The following is a 24,714-nucleotide window of genomic DNA, read 5'->3' as shown; positions in this document are numbered from 1 at the left end:
CTACCCCTTACTTCTCTTGTTTTCCTTTAATCTTTGAGACAAATAAAAATACTCTAATATCTTCCTTTTGTCATATAAAAGTTTTTTATCCATTATTGTCTCCATTAAAAATTTGGCTAATTTATCTGGATCATGTCTTACAAATCCATTTTTTATAGTCACAAATTCTCCTTCTACTATTTTTACACCTAAATCTTCTATATTCTTTTCATCTACTTCTACTTGCTTAGCATTTTTTTCTAGATACTTTTCCATCATAATATTATTTATATCTTTAGTATTAGTAGCTACATAATCTATAATTCCATTTCCACCATGTTTAAAAATAGCTTTTATATGATGAGATACTTTATAATTATCAGTTTCCCCTTCTTGTGTCATTATATTAGAAACATATAATTTTAAAGCTTTAGTATCTTTTAATGCTGATGAAATATCCTTTACTAAAAGATTAGGAATAACACTAGTATATAGACTTCCTGGTCCTAAAATTATGGCATCAGCATCTAATATTGCTTCAACTGCTTCACTTAATGCCTTTGCATCACTTGGTTCTATAAAAATTCTTTCTATAGCACTTTTTTGTTTTTTTACTTCACTAGGAATATTAGATTCTCCCTCAACTACATTGCCATTTTTAAGTTTCGCTTTTAATACCATATCATCCAAAGTGACAGGTAAAACTCTACCTGTCACCGCTAATACAGAACTCATTTTTTGAACAGCTTCTTCAAAATTTCCTGAAACTCCATCCATGGCTGCTAAAAATAGATTCCCAAAACTTTGATTTTTTAAGTTTCCCTCTTTAAATCTATATTGAAGCAAATCTTCCATTAGTGGCTCAGTGTCCGCTAATGCTAATATGCAATTTCTTATGTCTCCTGGTGGTAATATACCAAGTTCTTCTCTTAAAGCTCCGGATCCTCCGCCGTCATCTCCCACTGTTACTATAGCGGTTATGTTTGATGTATAATATTTTAGTCCTCTAAGCATTGTAGAAAGTCCAGTTCCGCCTCCTATAGTAACTATCTTAGGTCCCCTTACTAAAAGCCTTTTTTCACAAATAAGATTTTCAAGTCTTGTTGAATCTATTGATATATTTAAATATCCTTGATTTATTAAAGATATAATTGATTGAATTCCTTGATTAATAGAAATATATAAAATAAATATTCCTGAAATTATTAGGAAAATATAAAAAAACATATATCCCTTATCAGTAATATTTTTGGTAAAAAACTCAACTGCTGCAAATACTATAAAAAGTATTCCCATGCCTCCAAGTGCAATCCACCTTTTGAGTTTAATTCCGGGCTTTAACCACTTTACTATTTTCATAGCTTTCTTCCACCCTTTTTTATATCCTCATTTATATCTCTGTGTTCTTTACTTACTTTGTGTCCTTTTTCTTTTAGTCTATCATATATAGCATTTGCTATAGTAACCGAACGGTGTCTTCCTCCAGTACAACCTATTGCAACTACTAATTGTATCTTTCCTTCTTTTATATAATTCGGTATTAAAAATTTTAACATATCATCTAATTTAGCAATAAACTCTTTAGTTTCCTTAAAACCTAATACATAATCTTGTATTTCTTTATCATCGCCTGAGAACTGTTTAAGTTCTGGAATATAATATGGATTTGGTAAAAATCTAACGTCAAATACTAAATCAGCATCAACTGGTATACCATATTTAAATCCAAAGGATAAAACATCTATTATAAGTCTATTTTCTATTTGTTCATCGTCACCATAGATTCTCCATATTTTTTCTCTAAGTTGCATTTGAGTCATATTAGATGTATCTATTATATTGTTTGCCTTGTATTTAACTTCATTTAATCTTCTTCTTTCAAGTTCAATTCCTTGAATTAATCTTCCTCCTGGTGCTAATGGATGTGTTCTTCTTGATTCTTTATATCTCTTAACTAATACTTTATCACTAGCATCTAAGAATAGTATTTCATATCTATAATTTTGCTCTTTTAAGTATTTTAGATTTTCAAATAAATCATCAAAGAATTCTCCGCCCCTAATGTCAATAACCAAAGCTATTTTATCTATTTTTCCATCCGTCTGGTAGCAGGCTTCTGCAAACTTTCCCATTAAAGTTGGAGGTAAATTATCTACACAAAAATATCCTAAATCTTCCAAGCTTCTAATTGCTTGACTTTTTCCAGCTCCCGACAATCCTGTTACAATTACAAATCTCATATTTATCCCTCCTACATTAATAAAGTTATATTTATATTATATCATGTTTTTTATATAAATTCTTTAATTTATCCCTTGCCTTGCTTTATAAAAAAAGAACTAATATAGGCTATTTCCTATACTAGTTCTCACTTTCCTCGCCAACTATTCTAACCTCTGTATTTAATTCAACATTAAATTTCTCTTTAACAGTTTTTTTAACTACTTCAATTAAATCCAGTATATCTTTTGCAGATGCTTTTCCTTTGTTTATTAAAAATCCTGAATGTTTTATAGAAACTTCTGCATCTCCAACATGTGTTCCTTTAAGCCCAGAATCTTCTATAAGCTTTGCAGCAAAATATCCTTCTGGTCTTTTAAATGTACTTCCTGCTGATGGATATTCTAATGGTTGTTTTTCTTTTCTTCTTCTCATTAAATCGTCCATTCTACCTTTTATAGCATCATGGTCTCCCTTTTGTAATGCAAATGTAGCATTTAAAACAACATATCCATTTTTTAATATTATACTATTTCTATAACTTAAATCTAGTTCTTCTTTAGATAATTTTATTATCTTACCATTATTATCAATTACAGTGGCACTTTCTATAACTTGAGAAATCTCTCCATTATATGCTCCTGCATTCATAGTAACAGCTCCCCCTACACTTCCTGGTATCCCATGAGCAAATTCTAATCCTGTTAAGTCACTCTTTAATGCAGTATTTGCTACCATAGAAAGAAGCGTTCCACTTTCAGCAATAACCTTATTTCCTTCAGCATAAACTTTGTTAAGCTTATTGAAGCTAACAACTACGCCTCTAATTCCTCCATCTCTTACTAGTACATTGGAGCCATTCCCCAAAATAAAATATGGTATGTTATTTTCTTTACAAATGTTTATTACTCCTTTAACCTTTTCATAGCTATTAGGTGTAACAAATATGTCTGCAGGTCCTCCAACTTTAAATGAAGTATAGTTTTTCATTAAAATGTTGTTTTTTATTTCTTCTTTGTCTAAAATACTCTCTAATTTTTTATTAATATCTATACTCTGAACCATTCGCTTCTCCTTGATAATTATTATTATGTATTAATTGTTATAATATTTTATTAATTAATCAATAACTAAGTCTTTTAATTTTCCTTTACTTTTTAGATATGTTAAAAGTTTTTTCTCATCAGTGTTTATTATTAGTTCTTTAGGCATATCTATACTATCTAAAATTTCTTGTATCTTGTCAAAGTTACCAATAGTAAAGCATACATGAGAATCACTACCTAGTATTATATTAACACCATGTTTTTTGCATAGTTTTACGATTTCAGTACAATTAGGCACGCTTCCTATACGCGATGTCTTAAAAGAACTATTATTTATTTCTATTAGTATATTTTTTTCCTTAGCCTTTTTTACAACTTCTTCTGCATTTATTGGATAAGCAGGATTTCCAGGATGTCCTATAATATCAACATATGGATTATCCATAACATTTAAAATAGCAGCTGTATTTTCTTCAATTGTTCCAGGCGTTACACATGGTTCATGTAAACTTGCTATTACTATGTCTAAATCTTTTACAATATCTTCTGGTAAATCTAAGTTTCCCTTATAATCAACCACATTTACCTCACATCCATGTAGCATTGTAACACCATATATTTTTCTTGGCAATACTTTATAATTATAAAAGTACCATATATGTGGTGCATGTGGCATTTTCGGACCATGCTCTGTAGTTCCTAGTACCTTTAATCCTATTTCTGAAGCATATTTAGCATTTTCTAATAATGTAGTATACGCATGACCACTAGCTACTGTATGTGTATGTACATCTAAAACATATTTCATTTGTATCTTCCTCCTTATTTAGCATTATTAAAGTAATCTATTATGCTTTTTGCTGCCTTTTGATTTATTGAGTTAGTATCTAATAATTCATCATAAGAAGCTTTTTTTATATTTTCCACACTTCCAAATTTTTGGAGCAATTCTTTTCTTCTTTTCTCACCAATGTTCGGTATATCCTCTAATACAGAATGTAAAACTCTTCTGTTTCTAAGACTTCTATGATAAGTTATAGCAAATCTATGAACCTCATCTTGTACTCTCGTGATAAATTGCATAATTTTATTATTAGATTTTATATTTATTTCCTTATTATTATATACCAAACCTCTTGTTTTGTGTTTATCATCTTTAACCATACCACAAACAGGTATATTAATATTTAACTTTTCTAACACTTCTAAAGCAATATTTACCTGACCTTTCCCACCATCCATTAATATTAAATCAGGAAATACACTGAATTTAGCTCCACTTAGTAAAAGGTTTCTTTTTTGTATTTCTTTTATTTCTTCAAGTCCATGAGTAAATCTTCTTGTAAGTATTTCTCTCATGCTATCATAGTCATTAGCGCCTTTTACTGTTTTTATTTTAAATCTTCTATAATCACTATTTTTAGGCTTACCTTTGTCAAATACTATCATAGAGCCAACTGAATCTACTCCTTGTATGTTTGATATGTCGTAAGCTTCTATTCTGTTTGGTATCTCTTCAAGTTCTAATATATTTTGTAACTCTTTTAAAGTATTACTGTAAAGCTCTTTATCTACTTTTAACTTTAATTTAAACTGTTCCAATGTATTTTTGGCATTGCTCTCAACTAAATCAAGTATCTTTTTCTTTTCGCCTTTTTGAGGTATTTTTATTGATACTTTAGAGCCTTTTTTAGATGAAAGCCAATTCTCTAACAGTTCTATATCCATGACTTCTGGAACATATATAGTTTTAGGTATAAAAGCAGTTCCTCCATAAAAATCTTTTATAAAATTAGATATTATATCTGCATTATTACCAAATATACTTCTATCCAATATAAAATGCTCTCTACCCATTATTTTCCCATCTCTTACAAAGAAGATTTGAGCGCATAAATCTATCTCTTCACTGTACATATTTATGAAATCTTCATTTTCGAAGTTACTGCTAATTATTTTCTGTCTTTCTCTTATTTTTTCAACTGCTAATAATTTATCTCTAAATGAAGCAGCTTCTTCAAACTTTAATTCACTAGAAGCCTTCTCCATTTTTATTTTTAAATCATTAATTACCTCGTTATCTTTTCCGTTTAGAAGATCTATTATTTTTTTTATGGTTTTTCCGTATTCTTCTCTACTTATGTATCCTGCACAAGGTGCTGTGCATAATTTTATATGATAATTTAAACAAGGCTTTACAGGTTCTCCATTCTCTTTTATATTTAATCTACAAGTTCTAAGAGGAAATATCTTTTTTATGAGTTCTATGGTTTCATAAACTGCAGATGTTTCTGGATAAGGCCCTAAATATCTTGCTCCATCTTTCGCCCTAACCCTTGTAACAAATATTCTTGGGAAATCTTCATTAGTTGTGATTTTTAAAAAGGGATAATGTTTGTCATCTTTAAGTAAAATATTGTATCTAGGTCTATACTTTTTTATTAGATTACATTCTAAAATGAGAGCTTCCATTTCAGAATCTGTAATTATGTATTCAAATTCAGCAATATTTTTAACCATTGCTCGAACTTTACTTCCATGATTCTTAGAGTTTTGAAAGTATTGACGCACTCTATTTTTTAGCACTTTTGCCTTTCCTACATATATAACTTCTCCTAAAGAATTTTTCATAAGATATACCCCTGGTTTCTCTGGTATAATCTTTAACTGATATTCAAAGTCAAACATATTTTAGCACCTCTTTTTCACTAAAAAATACCCGGTAATCTATATATTATGTAAACAAGGGAAATGATTATTAAAAGTTCTTCTAAATCATTACCTCTTTTAGAGTTAACATTATAAGTAAATGGTAGCTTATACTTTTTATTTATAAATGGATAAAACATTGGTATTCCCATTTTGGTTGCCATATCACAAAATAAATGCATTCCGTAACCAATAACAAAATAATATGCACTTGCAGGAATGGCATAACTTTTTCCTACATAGCTTGCTATTATAGTAAATGATATTAATCCTATTAAGCTATGAGTTAATCCATTTCTATGTGAAGATACTGCTATAAATATAAACGCTATACCTATAGCTTTTGAAACAGGTGATTTTGTATACATATAATCGGAATATAATACAATTACAGCTAAAGCTAAATATACTGCTGTTTTGGTTTTTTTATTTTTAAATGGCAATATGTATTTGTTTATAATACTTTTAGGATGATCTATATCCGGTAATAAAGATGCAATCGCTACTATAAACACCCCTAAATAATTAAATCCTCCAGGTACTCTATCATATACAGACATAAATGTAGCCATACCTATAGCCGCATGAGTTTTTCCTTTCATCTTTTCTCCTCTGTATTTCTTATTTTTAAATATAAAAAGCCAAGATTAAAGCGTCTTGACTTTATTATATCATTTATTTTATTTTTCACGTAGTGCTTCTCTTATTACTTTTCCCGCTATCTCTGTGGATATTCCTCCACCTACACCACCGTTTTCCACAATAACCGCTACAGCTACTTGAGGATTTTCATATGGTGCAAATCCAATAAACCAAGAATGAGGTTTTTCTCCTGATCTTCCTGTATCAGCAGTACCTGTCTTACCACAAACGGCTATTGAGTCTACAGCAGCTGCACCTGCTGTTCCTCTACTTACAGTATCCTTCATATATTTTTTTACAAGCTTTGCGTTTTCAACAGTTGTAACAGTATTAACAACTTCATTTTTTATTTTTTTAACACTATCTCCTGATGGATTTAAAACTTCACTTACTAAATAAGGTTTCATTAATACACCATCATTTGCTATAGTTGATGCAACAAGTGCCATTTGAATTGGAGATGCTAAAACTTCTCCTTGACCTATAGCACTTTGAGCCATATTTCCTTTTTCATAAGACTTTAAATTTGGAAATTTACTCTTTTTAGCTAGGAAGCCATTACTAGGTATTACATTGTTAAAACAGAACTTCTCTGCTGTTCCTCGAAGTGCGCTATTTCCTAATTCTATACCAAGTCCACCAAACACAACATTACTAGACTTTACAAGAGCACCTTCTAAATCTAAACTTCCATATACATGTCCGTTATAGTTTTTTAAAGATTGCTTAGAATTAAATACTAAAGCTCCGTTATCCTGAAAAGTTCTATTAGATACATTTTTAATATTATCTAATGCACTTACTGTAGTTACTACTTTAAATGTAGAACCTGGAGGATATAGTCCAAGTATAGCTCTGTTGTATAGTGGTATGTTTTTATCACTATTTATTTGCTTCCAATTTTCTTGAAGATTATTAGGATCAAAGGACGGTTTAGAAACCATTGCTAAAACTTCTCCTGATTTAGGATTAAGCACCACAACTGAACCTTTGTTATCTCCTAATAATTCAAACGCCTTTTGTTGAACCTTAGAATCTAATGTTGTTCTAATATTATATCCTAACTTTGGTTGCTCTTTCATAGATGTTAAGAACTTTTTGAAATCCATAGTATCTGTACCCGTAAGAACAGAATCATATTCCTTTTCAAGTCCTGTTATTCCATATTGAGGGTGAACGTAACCTAATACATGTGCAAAAGCTTCTCCCCCAGTATATGTTCTCTTTTGATTTAGAGTATTCTTTCTTTTACTTTCAGTTAATGTCTTCATGTTTCTATCATATATAGTTCCTCTTAAAACTTCATTTCTCTTAGCTTGAATTCTTCTATTATAAGGACTTTTTACAAGCTGATCAGATTTAAATATCTGAAAATATGTTATATATGATATAAGTCCAATAAAGCATAATAAAAATACTGCAAGAACTAATTTTATATTTCTAGAAATATCATTCAACTGCTGTTCCCTCCTCAGAAATCTTTTGAAGTATACCTAATGCAAAGAATGTGGTAATCATAGAACTTCCACCATAACTTATCAAAGGTAATGTTATTCCTGTTAAAGGAATCATGTTTATAACTCCTCCAACTATAACTAAGACCTGAGTTGCTATCATTGAACTATATCCAACTGCAACTAATGCAGAAAATTTATCTTCTGTGTATACCGCAGCTCTCATACTTCTGTACAATAATAAGAAGTATAATATTAAAACTGCAAATGCCATAAGTCCACCCATTTCTTCACTTAAAATAGCAAAGATGAAGTCTGTTGTATTTATTGGAACAAACTGTGGATAACCTTGTCCTAGCCCAACACCAAATAATCCTCCTGATGCAATTGCAATCATTGATTGAACTATTTGATATCCTTGAGTGTGCACATAGTTCCAAACATTATTCCATATATCAAATCTAACCCTTACATGGGGAAATAATTTATAACTTATAACAGAACCAGCTGCAAACAGCCCAAAACATGTAAGTACATATTTAACTTTCGATGTAGCTATATAAAGCATAGTTACTGATATACCAAAGAATAATAATGCAGATCCCAAATCCTTTTGCAGTACCATAAATCCCAAGCATATCATAACTACAATAGCTGGTTGTATTAAATCTTTATATTTTTTGTAATTCTTTAGAGAAGATGCTAAATAAGCAACTAAAAACAACTTTCCAAATTCCGATGGCTGAAACACAACTCCACCTATTGATATCCAGTTTTTAGAACCATTAGTGGCTTTAGCAAAAAGTGTACCCATAGCCATTAGAATTACAGTAAACACCAAATAGACATATTTATATTTAGCAAACCTTTTTAAATCAGGCAATAATACCACTATCATTATGAAACCTACCATGCCCACAGTAAACCATATAATTTGTTTTATGGCATGACCACTATCTATTCTATATAATAACACTATACCTATTACTGTAAGTATACTTGCGAAAATCTGTATATACTTATCTCCATCGGGAAAAAATTTTCTAATTACAAAGTGAGCATAAGCTATAAGTACACAAACTATTAATCCAATAATTATTGCATTCTTATCAAAATTTTCTCTTGGCCAACGTAGAATACCTAGGTTGACAAAACACACCAAGCAAAAAATATAAGTAAATCTTAAAAGTTTCTTTTCATCACGCATACTATTCATAAAGTTATTCACCAATCTTTCTAACCAATGACTTTAAATACATACTCACCAATAGTAATCTCATCATCTACTTTTAATGCTTTCGATTTTTCTAATTTCTTATTGTTAAGTAATGTACCATTTGTACTATTTAAGTCTTTTATATAATAGGTATCATTTTTTACAAAAGCTACTGCATGATTTCCCGAAACATATTGATCATGTAAAACTAACATATTGTCTTCTTTTCTTCCTATGGTAAGTTTAGCGTGTATCGGTATCACAGAACCAACCTTTAAGTTGGAACTATCATCTCCTACCCTCATTACCTCAAATCCTAAATGCTTTGATACTTTTTTCCTTTTGTTTCCACCTTTTATATCCTTATACATAATTCGTAAAGCCATAACTATTATTATATATATTATAACAATTATAAGGACTTTAAAAATCATTCTTATTAACGGCATATAATCACCTACTTACTTAAAATATATTACAAGACTAGCATCAAAATAGTGCTAGTCTATTATACATCATTATTTTTTATTATAACATCTTTTTTAGATAATATCCTGTATAGGAAGCATTATTTTCAGCTATTTTTTCCGGTGTCCCTTCTGCTATAACGGTTCCTCCCTTATCTCCACCTTCTGGTCCTAGATCAATTATATAGTCGGAACACTTTATAACATCTAAATTATGTTCTATAACAACTACACTATTTCCGTTATCAACAAGTCGTTGAATTATACTTATTAGTCTGTTTACATCATCCGTATGTAATCCTGTAGTTGGTTCATCTAATATATATAATGTTTTTCCTGTACTTCTCTTAGATAGTTCAGATGCAAGTTTAACCCTTTGTGCTTCTCCTCCTGATAGTTGAGTAGATGGTTGACCAAGCTTTACATATCCTAGCCCCACATCTATAAGAGTTTGAAGCTTGTTTTTAGCTCTTGGTATATTACTAAAAAACTTTAAGGCTTCTTCTACAGTCATATTTAATACTTCATCTATGTTCTTACCCTTGTATTTTATATCTAAAGTTTCTCTATTATATCTTTTTCCTTTACAAACCTCACAAGGAACATATACATCAGATAAAAATTGCATTTCTATTTTTATTATTCCATCTCCATGACAAGCTTCACATCTTCCACCTTTTACATTAAAACTAAATCTTCCAGGTTTATATCCCTTCATTCTTGCATCTGGTGTATTAGAAAATAGTTCTCTTATTACATCAAAAACCCCTGTATATGTTGCTGGATTTGATCTTGGAGTTCTTCCTATAGGACTTTGATCTATATTTATTATTTTGTCTATATTTTCTTCCCCTATTATCTCTTTATACTTTCCTGGTATTACTTTAGATTTATTTATCTTTTTATTAAGTCCTTTATATAAAATTTCGTTAACTAAAGTACTTTTTCCTGAACCTGATACTCCTGTAACAGATGTTAATACCCCTAGTGGAAATTCTACATTTATATTTTTTAAATTGTTTTCCTTAGCTCCAATTATTTTTATAGATTTTCCATTGAATTTTCTTCTCTCCTTAGGTACATAAATTTGTTTTTCTAAATTTAGATATTGTCCAGTTATAGACTTAGAACAATTTTTTATATCTTTTAATGTTCCGGCAGCTACTATTTCTCCACCATGTTCACCTGCTCCTGGTCCAATATCAACAATGTAATCAGCAGCCTTAATTGTATCTTCGTCATGTTCTACTACAACTAAAGTATTTCCTAAATCTCTTAAATGCTTTAATGTTGCAATAAGTCTATCATTATCCCTTTGATGCAGTCCTATGCTTGGTTCATCTAATATATATAAAACTCCAACAAGCCCTGATCCTATTTGACTTGCAAGTCTTATTCTTTGAGACTCGCCTCCTGATAGGGTTCCTGCTTTTCTGTTTAAGTCTAGATAATCAAGTCCTACATCTCGTAAAAACTGTAATCTACTTTTTATTTCTTTTAATATTTGGCTTGCTATTATAGTATTCTTTTCTGAAAGCTTTAATTCCTCTATAAAGGTTAATTCATCTTTTATTGACATATTGCTAAATTGATATATATTTTTATCTCCAACAGTTACAGCTAACACTTCATCTTTTAATCTTGCACCGTGACATTTTGGACAGTTTTTATCACTCATATACTGCTCTATTTGTTTTTTTATAAAATCAGAATTAGTTTCCATATATCGTCTTCTTAAATTATTGATTATTCCTTCATACTTATGACTATATGTATTTAATTCTCCATCTTTTTTATAATCAACTTCTATTTTTTCTCCATGTAATCCATACAAAATTTTATATAGTATATCCTCAGGTAATTTTTCAATAGGAGTATTTAAATCAAACTTAAACTTTTCACTTAAAGATACTAGTATTCTATATGTCCAAGCATCTTCTTTTAAAGCACTTTCTCCAAGTGATATTATTCCGCCCTCTAAAATACTTTTACTTCTATCTGGTATAAGCAAATCTTCATCTATTTCCATAAGACTTCCTATACCATCACATCTATCACACCTTCCAAAAGGAGAGTTAAAAGAAAACATTCTAGGTGCTAATTCATCTATACTTATTCCACATTCAGGACAAGCAAATTTTTCACTAAATAAAATATCTTCTGCGCCAATTATATTTGCTATTAAAAGTCCATCTGATAATCTTAATGCAGTCTCTACAGAATCAGTAAGTCTAGTTTCTATTCCTTCTTTTATTATAAGTCTATCTACTACAACTTCTATGGTATGCTTTTTGTTTTTATCTAAATTTATTTCTTCTTCTTGAAGGTCATATATCTCTCCATCTATTCTAGCTCTTACAAATCCATTTTTCTTTATGTTTTCTAAAACCTTAACATGCTGTCCTTTTCTTCCACTTATTACTGGAGATAATATTTGCAATTTGGTTCTTTCCGGTAACTCCATTATTTTATTTACCATAGTATCAACACTTTGTTTTTCTATTTCTCTACCACACTTTGGACAATGAGGGGTTCCAACTCTAGCGTATAAAAGTCTTAAATAATCATATATTTCCGTAACTGTTCCAACTGTAGAACGTGGATTTCTACTAGTAGTCTTTTGATCTATTGATATTGCTGGAGAAAGTCCTTCAATGTATTCTACATCTGGTTTATCCATTTGCCCTAAAAATTGTCTTGCATAAGCTGATAGAGATTCTACATATCTTCTTTGTCCTTCTGCATATAATGTATCAAATGCTAAAGAAGATTTTCCCGAACCTGAAAGCCCAGTAAATACAACTAACTTATCTCTTGGTATTTCTAAATCAACACCTTTTAAATTATGAACTTTTGCATTTTTAATAAAAATCTTGTTTTTCACTTTTACTTCACTCCCTTCTCCTATGTTTGCTTCAAAAAATCTATTATTATTGTTCCATTATAATTGCTCTTTAAGCTTTAATATTTCATCCCTAAGTTCTGCTGCTCTTTCAAATTGAAGCTCTTTTGCAGCTACTTTCATTTCTTCTTCGTATTTATTTATAAGTTTTTCTATTTCTTTCTTACTTAATTTATCCGTATTATTGTTAACCTTATACTCTGCTTCATCTTCTGCAACTTTAGTTTGAATTACATCTCTTATATCCTTCAATACAGTTCTCGGAACTATTCCATGTTTGTCATTGTATTCCATTTGAATTTTTCTTCTTCTGTTTGTTTCACTAATAGCCTTATCCATTGCTTTAGTTATATTATCTGCATACATTATAACTTTACTTTCAGAGTTTCTAGCAGCTCTTCCTATGGTTTGCACAAGAGATGTTTCTGATCTTAAAAATCCTTCTTTATCTGCATCTAATATGGCAACTAATGCAACTTCTGGAATATCTAATCCTTCTCTTAAAAGATTAATTCCGACTAAGACATCAAATTTACCTTTTCTTAAATCTCTTATTATTTCCATTCTTTTTATAGTATCAATACTTGAATGGAGATATTCTGTTTTTATACCCATGCTTTTTAGATAATCAGTTAAGTCCTCTGACATCTTTTTAGTTAGTGTAGTAACAAGCACTCTAAAGCCTTTATCTATAGTTTCCTTAATGCTAGCATATAAATCATCAATTTGACCTTTTATAGGTTTTACTATAATTTCCGGATCTAAAAGTCCAGTAGGTCTAATTATTTGTTCTGCTACATTAGTGGAATGTTCAAGTTCATACTGAGCTGGTGTAGCACTTACAAATACAGTTTGATTTAATTTACCTTCAAATTCATCAAACTTCAAAGGTCTATTATCGTATGCACATGGAAGTCTAAAACCATATTCAACTAAATTATTTTTTCTAGATCTATCTCCACCATACATAGCCTTAACTTGAGGTAAGGTTACATGACTTTCATCTATAAATAAAAGAAAATCATCAGGAAAATAATCCATTAATGTTTTAGGTGGTGTACCAGGAGCTCTTCCATCTAATACCCTAGAATAGTTCTCGATTCCACTGCAATACCCAACTTCTCTCATCATCTCTATGTCAAAATTAGTTCTTTGTCTTACCCTTTGAGCCTCTAATAATTTATCTTCTGCTGTAAGAACTTTAACCCTATCTTCTAATTCTTCTTCTATTTTCTTTATTGCAATTTCTAGTTTGTCTTTAGATGTAGCAAAGTGTGATGCCGGGAATATAAGAGCATGTTTTCTTGCACTTATAATATTTCCTGTTAAAACATCAAACTCTCTTATTTTATCTATTTCATCACCAAAAAATTCAACTCTTATACCTATATTAGTTGATGACGCTGGAAATATATCCAGAACATCTCCCCTTGCTCTAAATGTTCCACGGACAAAATTAATTTCATTTCTTTCATACTGTATATCAACTAGTTGTCTCATTATTTCGTCTCTATCTTTTTCCATGCCTTCTCTTAAAGATACAGTTAATTTTTTATACTCTTCTGGATTACCAAGTCCATAAATACAGGAAACTGATGCTACAACAATTACATCATTTCTTTCAAATAAAGCAGATGTAGCTGAGTGTCTAAGTTTATCAATTTCATCATTTATAGATGCATCCTTTTCAATAAAAGTATCAGTTTGAGGAACATATGCTTCTGGTTGATAATAATCATAATAAGATACAAAATACTCCACACAATTCTCCGGAAAAAACTCTCTAAATTCTGATGTCAATTGTGCCGCCAATGTTTTATTATGAGCTAAAACCAATGTTGGCTTTTGTACTTTTTCTATTATGTTTGCCATAGTAAATGTTTTACCAGAACCAGTTACACCTAATAATGTTTGAAACTTCTCTCCTTTTAGTATACCCTCTGATATACTTTTAATAGCCCTAGGTTGATCTCCCGTAGGCTTGTATGGGGAATGTATTTTAAATTGATTCATATTTTCATCTCCTAAGAACATTTGTTCATTAAATAAATTTTATACTTTGTGCTTATATATGTCAATTAAATTTCATAGTTTTTTACATTATTATACCATTATAAAAAATAGGTTTAAGGAGAAAACCCCCTAAACCTATTTTATTTGTCTTTGGACTTCATTTTATTTAATATTTCACTGAATTTATTTTCATCTACTCTTAAAACCATCTTTTCCTTTGGAACATTCATAGGAACAAATACAATTCCAAGATGTTTTGAATTGTTAATATTTTTATATCTTATTTCCTCTAAATATCCCGCTGTACGTTTAACCTTAAACCAAGCTATATTAGAAGCTCCTTTAATCATATTCACTATATCATCTTCTTTAAACACTCTTTTATCGTTAACTTCTAACAATATGTCTCCACTTCTAATTCCCATATCATATGCTGGTGAATTAGGCGCAACTTCTAAAATCATCATTCCACTTTCATTGCTAATATACTTTGGATCCTTTTTAACCTCTGAACGTCTTTGTATATACATCATAGCTTCATGAGCAACAGGGGCAAATATAACTACGAATAGCTCAAAGAATATATTTAAAATTGCAAGTCTAGCAAATATAAATAAAACTATGCTATAAATCATTATCATAAGTCCAGATGTAATTGACTTTTCCCTCTTAGTTTTTGTAAAGGTAACTGTACTATATCCCACAACTCCATAAAAAGGCATTAATAATATTGCAACATTTTCTATGATACTTAATGGTGTAGTTGGATTTAAAAATGTTTTCCAGCTTCCTATAGATATTATTTCATTTAATGAGTACCCATTACAATTTACTAATAATGCTATAATGATTGGCATAACCCAATATCTTTTTAGGGCAAATCCCCCTATAATTTCTCCGTTCTTCTTTGTAAATATAGGTATAGAACCTCTACTTCCATCTATCATTACTAAAATTCCTTCTACAAAATGCATAACAGCTACTAGTGTCATAAGTGCCACAACATCTATACTTAAAAATCTAAGTTGAGGAATTGTAACACCATACATTTTATGCATCATTTCAAGCAATATACTTATAAAACCTAATACTGCTCCCGAATATGAAAAACATATATATTTAGGTTTTATAAACATTAGTAATATGGATAGAAAAAATATTAATTCTATAGATGTATTTTCATCAAATGAAACTCCTAAATAACTGAGCATTATACTTCCAACAGCACCACCTATTATTCCTAAAACTATCTGTGATACTGTAAGTTCTAATGTAGAATTAAGTTTTTCTCCAATAATCATCTTTTGAATAGATACTATTTTCTTATTATAGTTATAATATACAACTATAAACATTAATAACACAAACACATAAGGAGATGTAACCATAGCATATGCTACAGATTTTAATGTACTTATTACAACATTCATGAAAAATTATTTCTCCTCTCCTTTTTGTTTATTTTACTTTTTCACTTATTACTTCCATAGCTTTTTTTAGTTGTGGATCATTTTTTCTATCATAAGGTTTTTTCAATAATTCCTCTGGATATTTTACTTCTATATCAGGATTAATACCCTTATGATGTATGTTTTCCCCTTTAGGAGTATAATATTTTGATGTAGTAACTTTAAGTGCAGTACCATCACCAAATCCTAACTTTCTTTGATATAAAACACTCTGAACTATTCCTTTTCCAAAGGTTTTTTCTCCAATTAGGGTTCCTAATTTATAGTCTCTAATAGCTCCTGAGAAAACTTCTGAAGCACTAGCTGTCCCTCCATCTATTAAAACAACAAGAGGCATTCCTATGAGATTTCCACCCTTTGATTTGTATTCTTCTTTATTTTTATATTTATCTTCTGTAGATACTAAAACTTTATTCTTTGGAACAAATTGTGATGTAATATCAACTGCTTGAGTTAACCATCCACCTGGATTTTGTCTTAAATCTAAAATCATGCCCTTCATTCCACTGTTAGATAAGTTCTTTACAGTTTTACTAAATTGATCATAAGTATGTTCATCAAAAACGCTTATTTGAACATATCCTATTTTATCATTTATCATTTCTCCCTTAGATGAAGTTAATATAATCTCATCTCTCTTTACTTTTAAATCAAAAGTACCTTTCCCTTCTCTACTTAAAGTTAAAGTAGCATAAGTACCCTTTTTACCTTTCATCTTGTTTACTGCTTTATCGTATTCCTTAGCAATAACCCTTTCACCATCTACTTTTTCTATTATATCTTTTGGTAATACTCCTGCTTTTTTAGCTGGTGAATCATCAAATACAGCAATAACAACTACCTTGTCATCCTTTACACCTATCTGAATTCCAAGCCCCACATAATTTCCTTCAGTTTGGTTTGAAAATTCTTTATAATCTTTTTCATTCATGTAAACTGTATAAGGATCTTTTAGGCTTTCTGTCATGCCTTTTACCGCTCCATCAACTAGAGCTTTTTCATCTATTGTACCATCATAAAAGCTTTCTAAATTCTTTTTTACTATAAATAACTTTTGAAATTTAGATACTTCATCATAGGTTTTTTCACTTATTCTTCTAGTACCTTTTACAGGTAATCTAGTACCAACAATATAAGTAACAAAATTGGTTAAAACTAAAAGAAGAACTACAATCAGTAACCAACCTCGTTTACTTTTTTTGTTATTTAAAATTTTATCACTATCTTTTATATCCTTTTGTCCCAATTATTTATCACCTCTTGTATATATACTAGTTATATTTTTACGTTAATATGATAGTATTTATACCTTTTTATATTAAAATTAATAAATATTAAGGCTGACTAAATAGTCAACCTTAATATTTAATGAACACTTTGTTTATACTTCTAAGAATTTTCTAATTGAAATTATACTTCCAAGTCCACCAATTATAATTCCTGATAATATGAATACCCAAACAATATTCATAGCAAAATATCTAGGAGTTAGTATATTTAATAACATTATTATACCTGTAAGTTTATGATAAACAGCTCTATATACATAGTACAAGCATCCACTGGATATTAGTGAACCTATTACTCCAATAATTACTCCTTCTATGATAAATGGCCATCTTATAAACCAATCAGTAGCTCCAACGTATTTCATTATATTTATTTCTCTTTTTCTTGCATAAACTGCTAATTTAATTGTATTGCCTATAAGGAACAAGCAAATAGGAATCATTATAAATAATGATACAACACCTATCCATTTTACTCCTCTTGTTATTTTAGAAATTTGATTTACTAAATCTTCATTTGCAACTGTTTTTTCTACAGTTTTAATATCTTTAGTTTTATTTACTACCTCTTTAATTATTGAGGCATCGTCTACCTTTACAATAAAAGATTCTGGAAGTGGATTTTTCTTATCAAATCCTTTTACTAAATCTTTATTTTCTTCACCTAATTGATTTTTCCATTTTTCTAATGCTTCTGTTTTAGTTATGTATTTAATTCCTGATACACCTTTTATGTTTTTTAATGTACTTGCTACTTTTTGCTTTTCAGCTACAGCAACATTATCTTTTAAAAATACAGAAACCTCTAATTTAGATTCTAAATTTTTTAAAAGTTGATTAGCATTAAGCATAGTTATTAAAAATATTCCAAACAAAAATAATGTTAATGAAACAGTGATTATTGATGCTATACTTAATGTTTTATTTCTTCTTAAACTTATTAAGGAGTCCATGGAAAAATACTTTATAGTACTAATCTTCATATCCGTATTTCCCCCTTTGTTCATCTCTTACTATTATACCTTTTTCTATTGCAATAACCCTTTTCTTCATGCTATCTACTATTCCTTTGTCATGAGTTGCCATAAGAATAGTTGTTCCAGCATGGTTTATATCATTTAGTATTTTTACAATTTCACCAGATGTATCTGGATCTAGGTTACCAGTAGGCTCGTCCGCAATTAGTATAGCTGGATTATTTACTATTGCTCTTGCAAGAGCAGCTCTTTGTTGTTCTCCTCCTGATAATTCATGTGGGAAACATTTGAACTTATGTGATAATCCAACCATAGATAGTACTATTGGTACTCTCTTTTTAATTTCTCTGTATGGTGTTTCTACAACTCTCATTGCAAAAGCAACATTTTCATAAACATTTAAAGTAGGTATTAGTCTAAAATCTTGGAACACCATACCTATTTTTCTTCTATAATAAGGTACTTGTTTTCTTGGAATCTTAGTTACGTCTTGTCCATTAACAATTAATCTTCCTGTTGTAGGCTCAACTTCTTTATAAAGTAATTTTATAAATGTGGACTTTCCAGCACCACTTGGACCTACAAGGAAAACAAATTCCCCTCTGTCAATATCTAAATTAATATTAGAAAGTGCAAAAATATTATTGTCATATATTTTAGTTGTATTCTTAAACTCTATCATAATATAACTCCTATTCTAGTTTGTATTATATACCACATTCATTTAATATTATAACATAAACTAGTGGATATTTAATTAACATATTATTAAATTTTATTATTCAAATATATTCTTAAATCCTTCACCTAATACTTCACGTGCTTCACTTACGATTATAAAGGCTTTAGGATCAATTTCCTTTATATAAGTTTTTAAAGTTATAAATTGTTTTCTATCTAGAACAGTGTACAATATTTCCTTATTTTGTCCACTGTATGCACCTTTTCCCTGTATCATTGTGCATCCTCTATTAAGTTCTTCAATTATAAATTTATTTACCTCATCATTTTTTGATGTTATAACAATTATTGATTTACATGCATTTAATCCTTCAATAACAAAATCTATTATTACTCCCATTAATATTACAGATAATATTCCATACATTCCAATTTCAGCTGAAAAAGTAAATCCAGAAATAACTGCTATTATAAGATCTACAATTAAAAGTGCCTTACCTATATCTAAATTTTTAAATTTAGTTAACATTTTAGCGAAAATATCTGTACCGCCTGTTGATGCATTTCTGTTGAATACAATTCCCATTCCAATACCTATTATTACTGTTCCAAACAATGTAGCTAAAAGAAGATCATGAGTTGCTGCAACTGTAGGTGGTATAAACTTATCTAAAATAGTAAGTAACACTGATAATCCCATTGAAGCATAAACTGTTCTTGCACCAAATGTGCCATCTATAACTGAAAAGGCCAACACAAATAAGACACCATTTAATATAACCATTAATAATCCAACGCTTAATTTTGGAATAAAATAATTTATTATAATTGCAACTCCAGTAATTCCTCCATTGGCTATTTTATTAGGTGCTAAAAAAAACTTTATAGATATAGCTATTATTATAAAGCCTAGTGTTATTACTATATAATCCTTTACAGTATCATTTAACTTATTCCTCATAATTAAATAACCCCCATTTTCATATAAATATTTTTCCTCAAATCATTTATTATTATCCTTATTTTTTTACTTTATCGCTTTATTTAAAAAAAGAGAAGGAGTTAAACCTCCCTCTCTTCTTATTAAAACTTACTATTTAAGTGATATTCCTTTTTTAACAGCTTTAACTATATCTTCTGCTGTTAATCCATATGCTTTTAATAATTCAGCTGGCTTACCACTTTCACCGAATGTATCTTTTACTCCAACTCTCATTACTGGAACTGGGTGATTTTCTGATACAACTTCGCATACAGCAGAACCTAATCCGCCTATTACACTATGTTCTTCAGCAGTAATTAATACTCCTGTTTCTTCAGCAGATTTAACTATTAATTCAGTATCAATAGGTTTTATTGTATGTATATTAACAACTTTAACCTTTATTCCTTCTTCTGCTAACATATTGTATGCTTCAAGAGCAGCTTCTACCATTATTCCTGTAGCTATTATAGTAGCATCTTTACCTTCTCTTAATGTTATACCTTTTCCAATTTCAAACTTGTATTCTGGATTATCATTTATTGTTTCAACTGCAGCTCTTCCAAGTCTTACGTAGCAAGGGCCATTGAACTCAGCAATAGCTCTTATTACAGCTTCTGTTTCAACTGCATCACTTGGATTTATAACTGTCATGTTAGGTATGCTTCTCATAAGTGAAATATCTTCTACTGATTGGTGTGACGCTCCATCTTCACCAACTGTTATACCAGCATGAGTTGCACATACTTTTACGTTTAACTTTGGATAACAAATAGTATTTCTTATTTGTTCAAAAGCTCTTCCTGATGCAAATACAGCAAATGTACTAGCAAATGGGATTTTGCCACAAGTTGCAAATCCAGCTGCAACGTTCATCATATTAGCTTCTGCAATTCCCATGTTAAAGTGTCTTTCTGGACAAACATTTTTAAAATCAGCAGTTTTTGTTGATTTAGATAAATCCGCATCAAATACTACAACATTAGGATTTTCCATTCCTAATTTTGCAAGTGCCTTTCCATAAGCTTCTCTTGTAGCCATTTTATTTCCCATTATTCTTCACCTCCAATTTCCTTTATCGCTTGTTCGCATTGTTCCTTACTAGGAGCTGTTCCGTGCCAGCTAGCAACGTTTTCCATGAATGATACGCCTTTACCTTTTACTGTTTTAGCAACTATCATTGTTGGCTTTCCTTTTATATTTTTAGCTTCTTCTATAGCTTTTATAACTTCTTCAATATCGTTTCCATTGATATTTATAACATGCCATCCAAACGCTTCAAATTTTGCATCTATTGGATCAGAACCCATAACGTCTTTTGTCTTACCATCTATTTGTAATCCATTGTAATCAACAAAAGCTGTTAGATTGTCTAATTTGTAGTGTGCAGCAGCCATTGCAGCTTCCCATACTTGACCTTCTGCTAATTCTCCATCTCCAAGTACTGAGTAAACTCTAAAGTCCTTTTGGTCTATCTTTCCTGCCATAGCCATTCCTACTGCTACAGAAATTCCTTGACCTAATGAACCTGTTGACATATCAACTCCTGGAACATAATTCATGTTAGGATGTCCTTGAAGTATTGATCCAAATTTTCTTAATTTCATTAATTCATCTGGATTAAAGAATCCTCTTCTTGCAAGAGCGCTGTATAGCACTGGAGCTGCATGTCCTTTTGATAATACAAATCTATCTCTATCTTGATTTGTAGGATCTTCAGGGTTTATGTTCATTTCTTTGAAGTATAATGCAGTTAAAATTTCTACTATTGAAAGTGATCCACCTGGATGACCAGAGCCTGATTCTGTAAGCATTTGTACAATATCTTTTCTTATTTGCTTAGCAATTTGCTTTAGCTCAAGAATATCTTTTGTCATTGTTCTAACTCCTCCTAGTTTTTTATCCTTTTTAATTATTATATCAATATATTAAAAAAATTACACTAAAAAACTCAAAAAAGAGCATCTCTGCTCTTTTTTTTTATAAACCAACGCTTATTAATAAAGCTTCATCTACTTTTCGCATGTCTTTATCAGACATATGTCCAATTTTTTCTTTGAGTCGTTTTTTGTCTAAAGTCCTAATCTGTTCCAATAAAACTACTGAATCTTTATTTAATCCATACTCTTCTGAAGAAATTTCAACATGAGTTGGAAGTTTGGCTTTATTTATTTGAGATGTAATCGCAGCTATTATTACAGTAGGACTGTACTTATTGCCAACATTATTCTGAATAATAAGCACCGGTCTTATTCCGCCTTGTTCCGAACCCACAACTGGGCTTAGATCAGCATAAAATATATCTCCTCTTTTTACTACAATTGTCATCGGGTAAATCACTCTCCGCAAGCTTAGCTTCATATTCTTTTAATACTACCATATCCTCTGCAAAGCCCATTTCGCAAATATTTAAATTAATTTGAGACATTTCTAAATAGCCTTGTTTAAATTTATCTAATTTATTTTTAACCTTAATATATTGTATTAAAGAAACCTTAATTAATTTACTATTTTTTTTATACTTTTTTATACTTTTTCTATTAATTATAATATTTATCAAATCTTTCTTCTGTGCTTTGGATAAAGTAATTTTAAATTTCTTTGAACTTGACATAGAGTTACTATACCTCCTAATTTAACATAAAGAAAATATAAACTATGTTCCATATTATACTTTAAGATTTGTCAAACTGTCAAAGAAAGATGAGAGTTTTCAATCTAGTAACCTGTTGTATTTTACTTACCGAAGTAACGTAATCTTAAATATAATTTCTAACTTTTATCACTTCTCCATTTTTTATGTACACTCTTGGAACTCTTTTACTAATCATGCAAATAACTTCATAATTTATAGTACCTAGCATTTCTGCAATATCATCTGCATCTATCTTTACTCCATTTTTTTCTCCTATTAGGATTACTTCCTCTCCTACTTTTATATCACCTTTTATATCAGTTATATCAACCATACATTGATCCATGCATATTCTTCCCACTACTGGTGCTAACTGTCCATTTATTATAACTTTTGCTTTACCAAACAATAATCTAGTGTATCCATCAGCATACCCAACTGGCAATGTTGCGATCAAACTTTCTCTATCTGTCTTAAACTTTCTTCCATAACTTATATATTCTCCAGAAGGTATCTTTTTTATGTGAACCACATTAGTTTTTAATTGCATAACTGGTTTTAATTCTAGTTTAGTTTTATCTACTTCATTTGATGGATAATATCCATATAATATTATGCCTGGTCTTACCCCTTCAAATATAGTTTCTGGTAAGTCCATTATTGCAGCACTATTTGATATGTGTCTAGTTTCTATATTTACATTTTCTCTTTTTAAACCTTCATAAAACTTGTTGAATTGGTTTAATTGATAAGCACTATATTCTTTATTTTTCTCATCTGCTGTTGAGAAATGTGAAAACATACCCTTTATTTTTATGTTAGGAAGCATACTTATTGCTTTAACATCTTGTATGCTTTGTTCGTTAGGTAAGAATCCTATTCTCCCCATACCTGTATCAACTGCTATATGAATTTTAGCAACTTTATGCATTTTTTCAGCAGCTTTTGAAAGTTCCTTTGCATAATCCAAAGAAAATACTGTTTGTTCTATATCATGTTTTAATAACATGTCAATTAAGCTTGGTGGAGTAAACCCTAAAACCATTATAGGACATTCTATTCCTCCACGTCTTAATTCTACTCCTTCACTAACAACAGCTACAGCAAGTGCTGTTGCTCCATTTTCTATAAGTGTAGGAACTATATCTAAAGCTCCATGCCCATATGCATCAGCTTTTACTATTCCTATTATTTCCTTAGTATTTGATAGCTCTTTTATATGTTTCATATTTGAAGCAAGATTATCTAAATTTATCTCTGCCCAAACTGGTCTTAAATGTTTAAACATTTTACTACCTCCATAATGAAGATATATTTTATCCTCATGTCTTTTGTATTATAAATTTATTTTTTAAATACTTCTTCTGATATTTCTGCATTAGAAACAAAATTTTTGTATGTGAAACTAACCCTTTCTTTTCCTTTAATATCATAAAGAATTATTTTTTCGGGATAGTTATACTCAATATTAACATACAATACAGCTCTATTGAGATTTCTGTTATTGCCAGGTACAGTGAGATCTATTAATTCATACTCTCTATCATTTATATTTTTAAATGATGTTTCTACATTGTGATTTGTATACAATAGTCCAATGTATTCTTCTAAAAAACTTAGCTTGTATACATCATCAAAATCTTTATCTACACTATACTGCATATTGTTGTTTAAATCTCTAACCAGAATATCATTATCCTTATAAATTAATACTCTTTTGTCGCCTATATCTAATCTATGACCATAGTTTTTATTATAGAACTGTTTGCATTCTTTTTCTATCTCCTGTTTACTATTTTTTATATGTACAGTTAATTCACAACTATAACTATTTAAATTTTTCAAATAATCAATTGCATCATTGGGATTAACCTCTTTTTTTGAACTACCTCCAAAAATTAAAACCCCAATGGCTATTAAAAAACAACAGCTAAGGGTAAATAGTATAATTTTCTTTTTCATAAAACTCCTCCAAAGATATATTTTATGTTAATAATACTATTCTCCCTTGCTATATAATATTACAATTTTAT

General features: G+C 29.7%; 22 protein-coding genes. All 22 read right to left on the bottom strand.

Annotated elements, in window-relative coordinates; genetic code table 11:
• The 22 genes from NT01CX_RS02070 to NT01CX_RS01965 all read right to left on the bottom strand — a co-directional run bounded on the left by NT01CX_RS02070 (nucleotide 1) and on the right by NT01CX_RS01965 (nucleotide 24,643).
• Nucleotides 1–1,338 (bottom strand): gluconeogenesis factor YvcK family protein, encoded by a 1,338-nt coding sequence (locus NT01CX_RS02070; protein ID WP_011721376.1) that lies wholly within the window; start codon nucleotides 1,336–1,338, stop codon nucleotides 1–3.
• Entirely contained in the window at nucleotides 1,335–2,219 is an 885-nt protein-coding gene (gene rapZ, locus NT01CX_RS02065; RefSeq protein ID WP_011721375.1) for an RNase adapter RapZ, read from the bottom strand. The genes NT01CX_RS02070 and rapZ overlap by 4 nt, the downstream gene beginning before the upstream one ends.
• 121 nt (nucleotides 2,220–2,340) lie before the next feature.
• A complete protein-coding gene (murB, locus tag NT01CX_RS02060; protein ID WP_011721374.1) occupies nucleotides 2,341–3,264 on the bottom strand; it encodes a UDP-N-acetylmuramate dehydrogenase in 924 nt (307 codons plus the stop codon).
• Between the two features lie 54 nt (nucleotides 3,265–3,318).
• Nucleotides 3,319–4,053, bottom strand: a complete 735-nt coding sequence (locus tag NT01CX_RS02055; protein ID WP_011721373.1) for a phosphatase — start codon at nucleotides 4,051–4,053, stop codon at nucleotides 3,319–3,321.
• A 14-nt stretch (nucleotides 4,054–4,067) separates the two neighbouring features.
• Nucleotides 4,068–5,933 carry an excinuclease ABC subunit UvrC gene (gene uvrC / locus NT01CX_RS02050; protein ID WP_011721372.1) on the bottom strand — a complete coding sequence of 622 codons (1,866 nt, stop codon included), beginning with the start codon at nucleotides 5,931–5,933 and terminating at the stop codon, nucleotides 4,068–4,070.
• Between the two features lie 20 nt (nucleotides 5,934–5,953).
• Nucleotides 5,954–6,556 (bottom strand): metal-dependent hydrolase, encoded by a 603-nt coding sequence (locus tag NT01CX_RS02045; protein ID WP_011721371.1) that lies wholly within the window; start codon nucleotides 6,554–6,556, stop codon nucleotides 5,954–5,956.
• Between the two features lie 78 nt (nucleotides 6,557–6,634).
• Nucleotides 6,635–8,053 (bottom strand): peptidoglycan D,D-transpeptidase FtsI family protein, encoded by a 1,419-nt coding sequence (locus NT01CX_RS02040; RefSeq protein ID WP_011721369.1) that lies wholly within the window; start codon nucleotides 8,051–8,053, stop codon nucleotides 6,635–6,637.
• Nucleotides 8,046–9,266, bottom strand: coding sequence for an FtsW/RodA/SpoVE family cell cycle protein (locus NT01CX_RS02035; RefSeq protein WP_011721368.1), 1,221 nt, complete (start codon nucleotides 9,264–9,266; stop codon nucleotides 8,046–8,048). The genes NT01CX_RS02040 and NT01CX_RS02035 overlap by 8 nt, the downstream gene beginning before the upstream one ends.
• 20 nt (nucleotides 9,267–9,286) lie before the next feature.
• Complete coding sequence (locus NT01CX_RS02030) at nucleotides 9,287–9,715, bottom strand: FHA domain-containing protein (RefSeq protein WP_011721367.1); 429 nt, start codon at nucleotides 9,713–9,715, stop codon at nucleotides 9,287–9,289.
• 79 nt (nucleotides 9,716–9,794) lie between these two features.
• On the bottom strand, nucleotides 9,795–12,617 hold the full coding sequence (uvrA, locus tag NT01CX_RS02025) for an excinuclease ABC subunit UvrA (protein ID WP_011721366.1): 2,823 nt from the start codon (nucleotides 12,615–12,617) through the stop codon (nucleotides 9,795–9,797).
• Nucleotides 12,618–12,674: 57 nt separating this feature from the next.
• Nucleotides 12,675–14,648 carry an excinuclease ABC subunit UvrB gene (gene uvrB, locus NT01CX_RS02020; RefSeq protein WP_011721365.1) on the bottom strand — a complete coding sequence of 658 codons (1,974 nt, stop codon included), beginning with the start codon at nucleotides 14,646–14,648 and terminating at the stop codon, nucleotides 12,675–12,677.
• Between the two features lie 140 nt (nucleotides 14,649–14,788).
• Nucleotides 14,789–16,078 (bottom strand): PDZ domain-containing protein, encoded by a 1,290-nt coding sequence (locus NT01CX_RS02015; protein WP_011721364.1) that lies wholly within the window; start codon nucleotides 16,076–16,078, stop codon nucleotides 14,789–14,791.
• 28 nt (nucleotides 16,079–16,106) lie between these two features.
• The gene (locus NT01CX_RS02010; protein WP_011721363.1) at nucleotides 16,107–17,363 is read right to left on the bottom strand and encodes a S41 family peptidase; all 1,257 of its coding nucleotides are present in this window, start codon (nucleotides 17,361–17,363) and stop codon (nucleotides 16,107–16,109) included.
• A gap of 135 nt (nucleotides 17,364–17,498) precedes the next feature.
• Nucleotides 17,499–18,389, bottom strand: coding sequence for a permease-like cell division protein FtsX (ftsX, locus tag NT01CX_RS02005; protein ID WP_011721362.1), 891 nt, complete (start codon nucleotides 18,387–18,389; stop codon nucleotides 17,499–17,501).
• The gene (ftsE, locus tag NT01CX_RS02000) at nucleotides 18,379–19,065 is read right to left on the bottom strand and encodes a cell division ATP-binding protein FtsE (protein WP_011721361.1); all 687 of its coding nucleotides are present in this window, start codon (nucleotides 19,063–19,065) and stop codon (nucleotides 18,379–18,381) included. The genes ftsX and ftsE overlap by 11 nt, the downstream gene beginning before the upstream one ends.
• 96 nt (nucleotides 19,066–19,161) lie before the next feature.
• A complete protein-coding gene (locus NT01CX_RS01995) occupies nucleotides 19,162–20,025 on the bottom strand; it encodes a YitT family protein (RefSeq protein ID WP_011721360.1) in 864 nt (287 codons plus the stop codon).
• Nucleotides 20,026–20,157: 132 nt separating this feature from the next.
• Nucleotides 20,158–21,099 carry a transketolase family protein gene (locus NT01CX_RS01990; protein WP_011721359.1) on the bottom strand — a complete coding sequence of 314 codons (942 nt, stop codon included), beginning with the start codon at nucleotides 21,097–21,099 and terminating at the stop codon, nucleotides 20,158–20,160.
• Entirely contained in the window at nucleotides 21,099–21,923 is an 825-nt protein-coding gene (locus tag NT01CX_RS01985; protein ID WP_011721358.1) for a transketolase, read from the bottom strand. Before NT01CX_RS01985 ends, NT01CX_RS01990 begins: the two co-directional genes overlap by 1 nt.
• A gap of 103 nt (nucleotides 21,924–22,026) precedes the next feature.
• Entirely contained in the window at nucleotides 22,027–22,374 is a 348-nt protein-coding gene (locus NT01CX_RS01980) for a type II toxin-antitoxin system PemK/MazF family toxin (protein WP_003363828.1), read from the bottom strand.
• Complete coding sequence (locus tag NT01CX_RS01975) at nucleotides 22,334–22,660, bottom strand: hypothetical protein (RefSeq protein ID WP_011721356.1); 327 nt, start codon at nucleotides 22,658–22,660, stop codon at nucleotides 22,334–22,336. The genes NT01CX_RS01980 and NT01CX_RS01975 overlap by 41 nt, the downstream gene beginning before the upstream one ends.
• A 145-nt stretch (nucleotides 22,661–22,805) precedes the next feature.
• The gene (gene alr, locus NT01CX_RS01970; protein WP_011721355.1) at nucleotides 22,806–23,969 is read right to left on the bottom strand and encodes an alanine racemase; all 1,164 of its coding nucleotides are present in this window, start codon (nucleotides 23,967–23,969) and stop codon (nucleotides 22,806–22,808) included.
• A 56-nt stretch (nucleotides 23,970–24,025) separates the two neighbouring features.
• Entirely contained in the window at nucleotides 24,026–24,643 is a 618-nt protein-coding gene (locus NT01CX_RS01965) for a germination lipoprotein GerS-related protein (protein WP_011721354.1), read from the bottom strand.
• Nucleotides 24,644–24,714 lie beyond the last annotated feature (71 nt).

Source organism: Clostridium novyi NT, from assembly GCF_000014125.1.
Lineage (GTDB): Bacteria > Bacillota > Clostridia > Clostridiales > Clostridiaceae > Clostridium_H > Clostridium_H novyi.
Note: the sequence above shows the minus strand (reverse complement) of the source record. Positions and strands in the feature narration are given on the sequence as shown.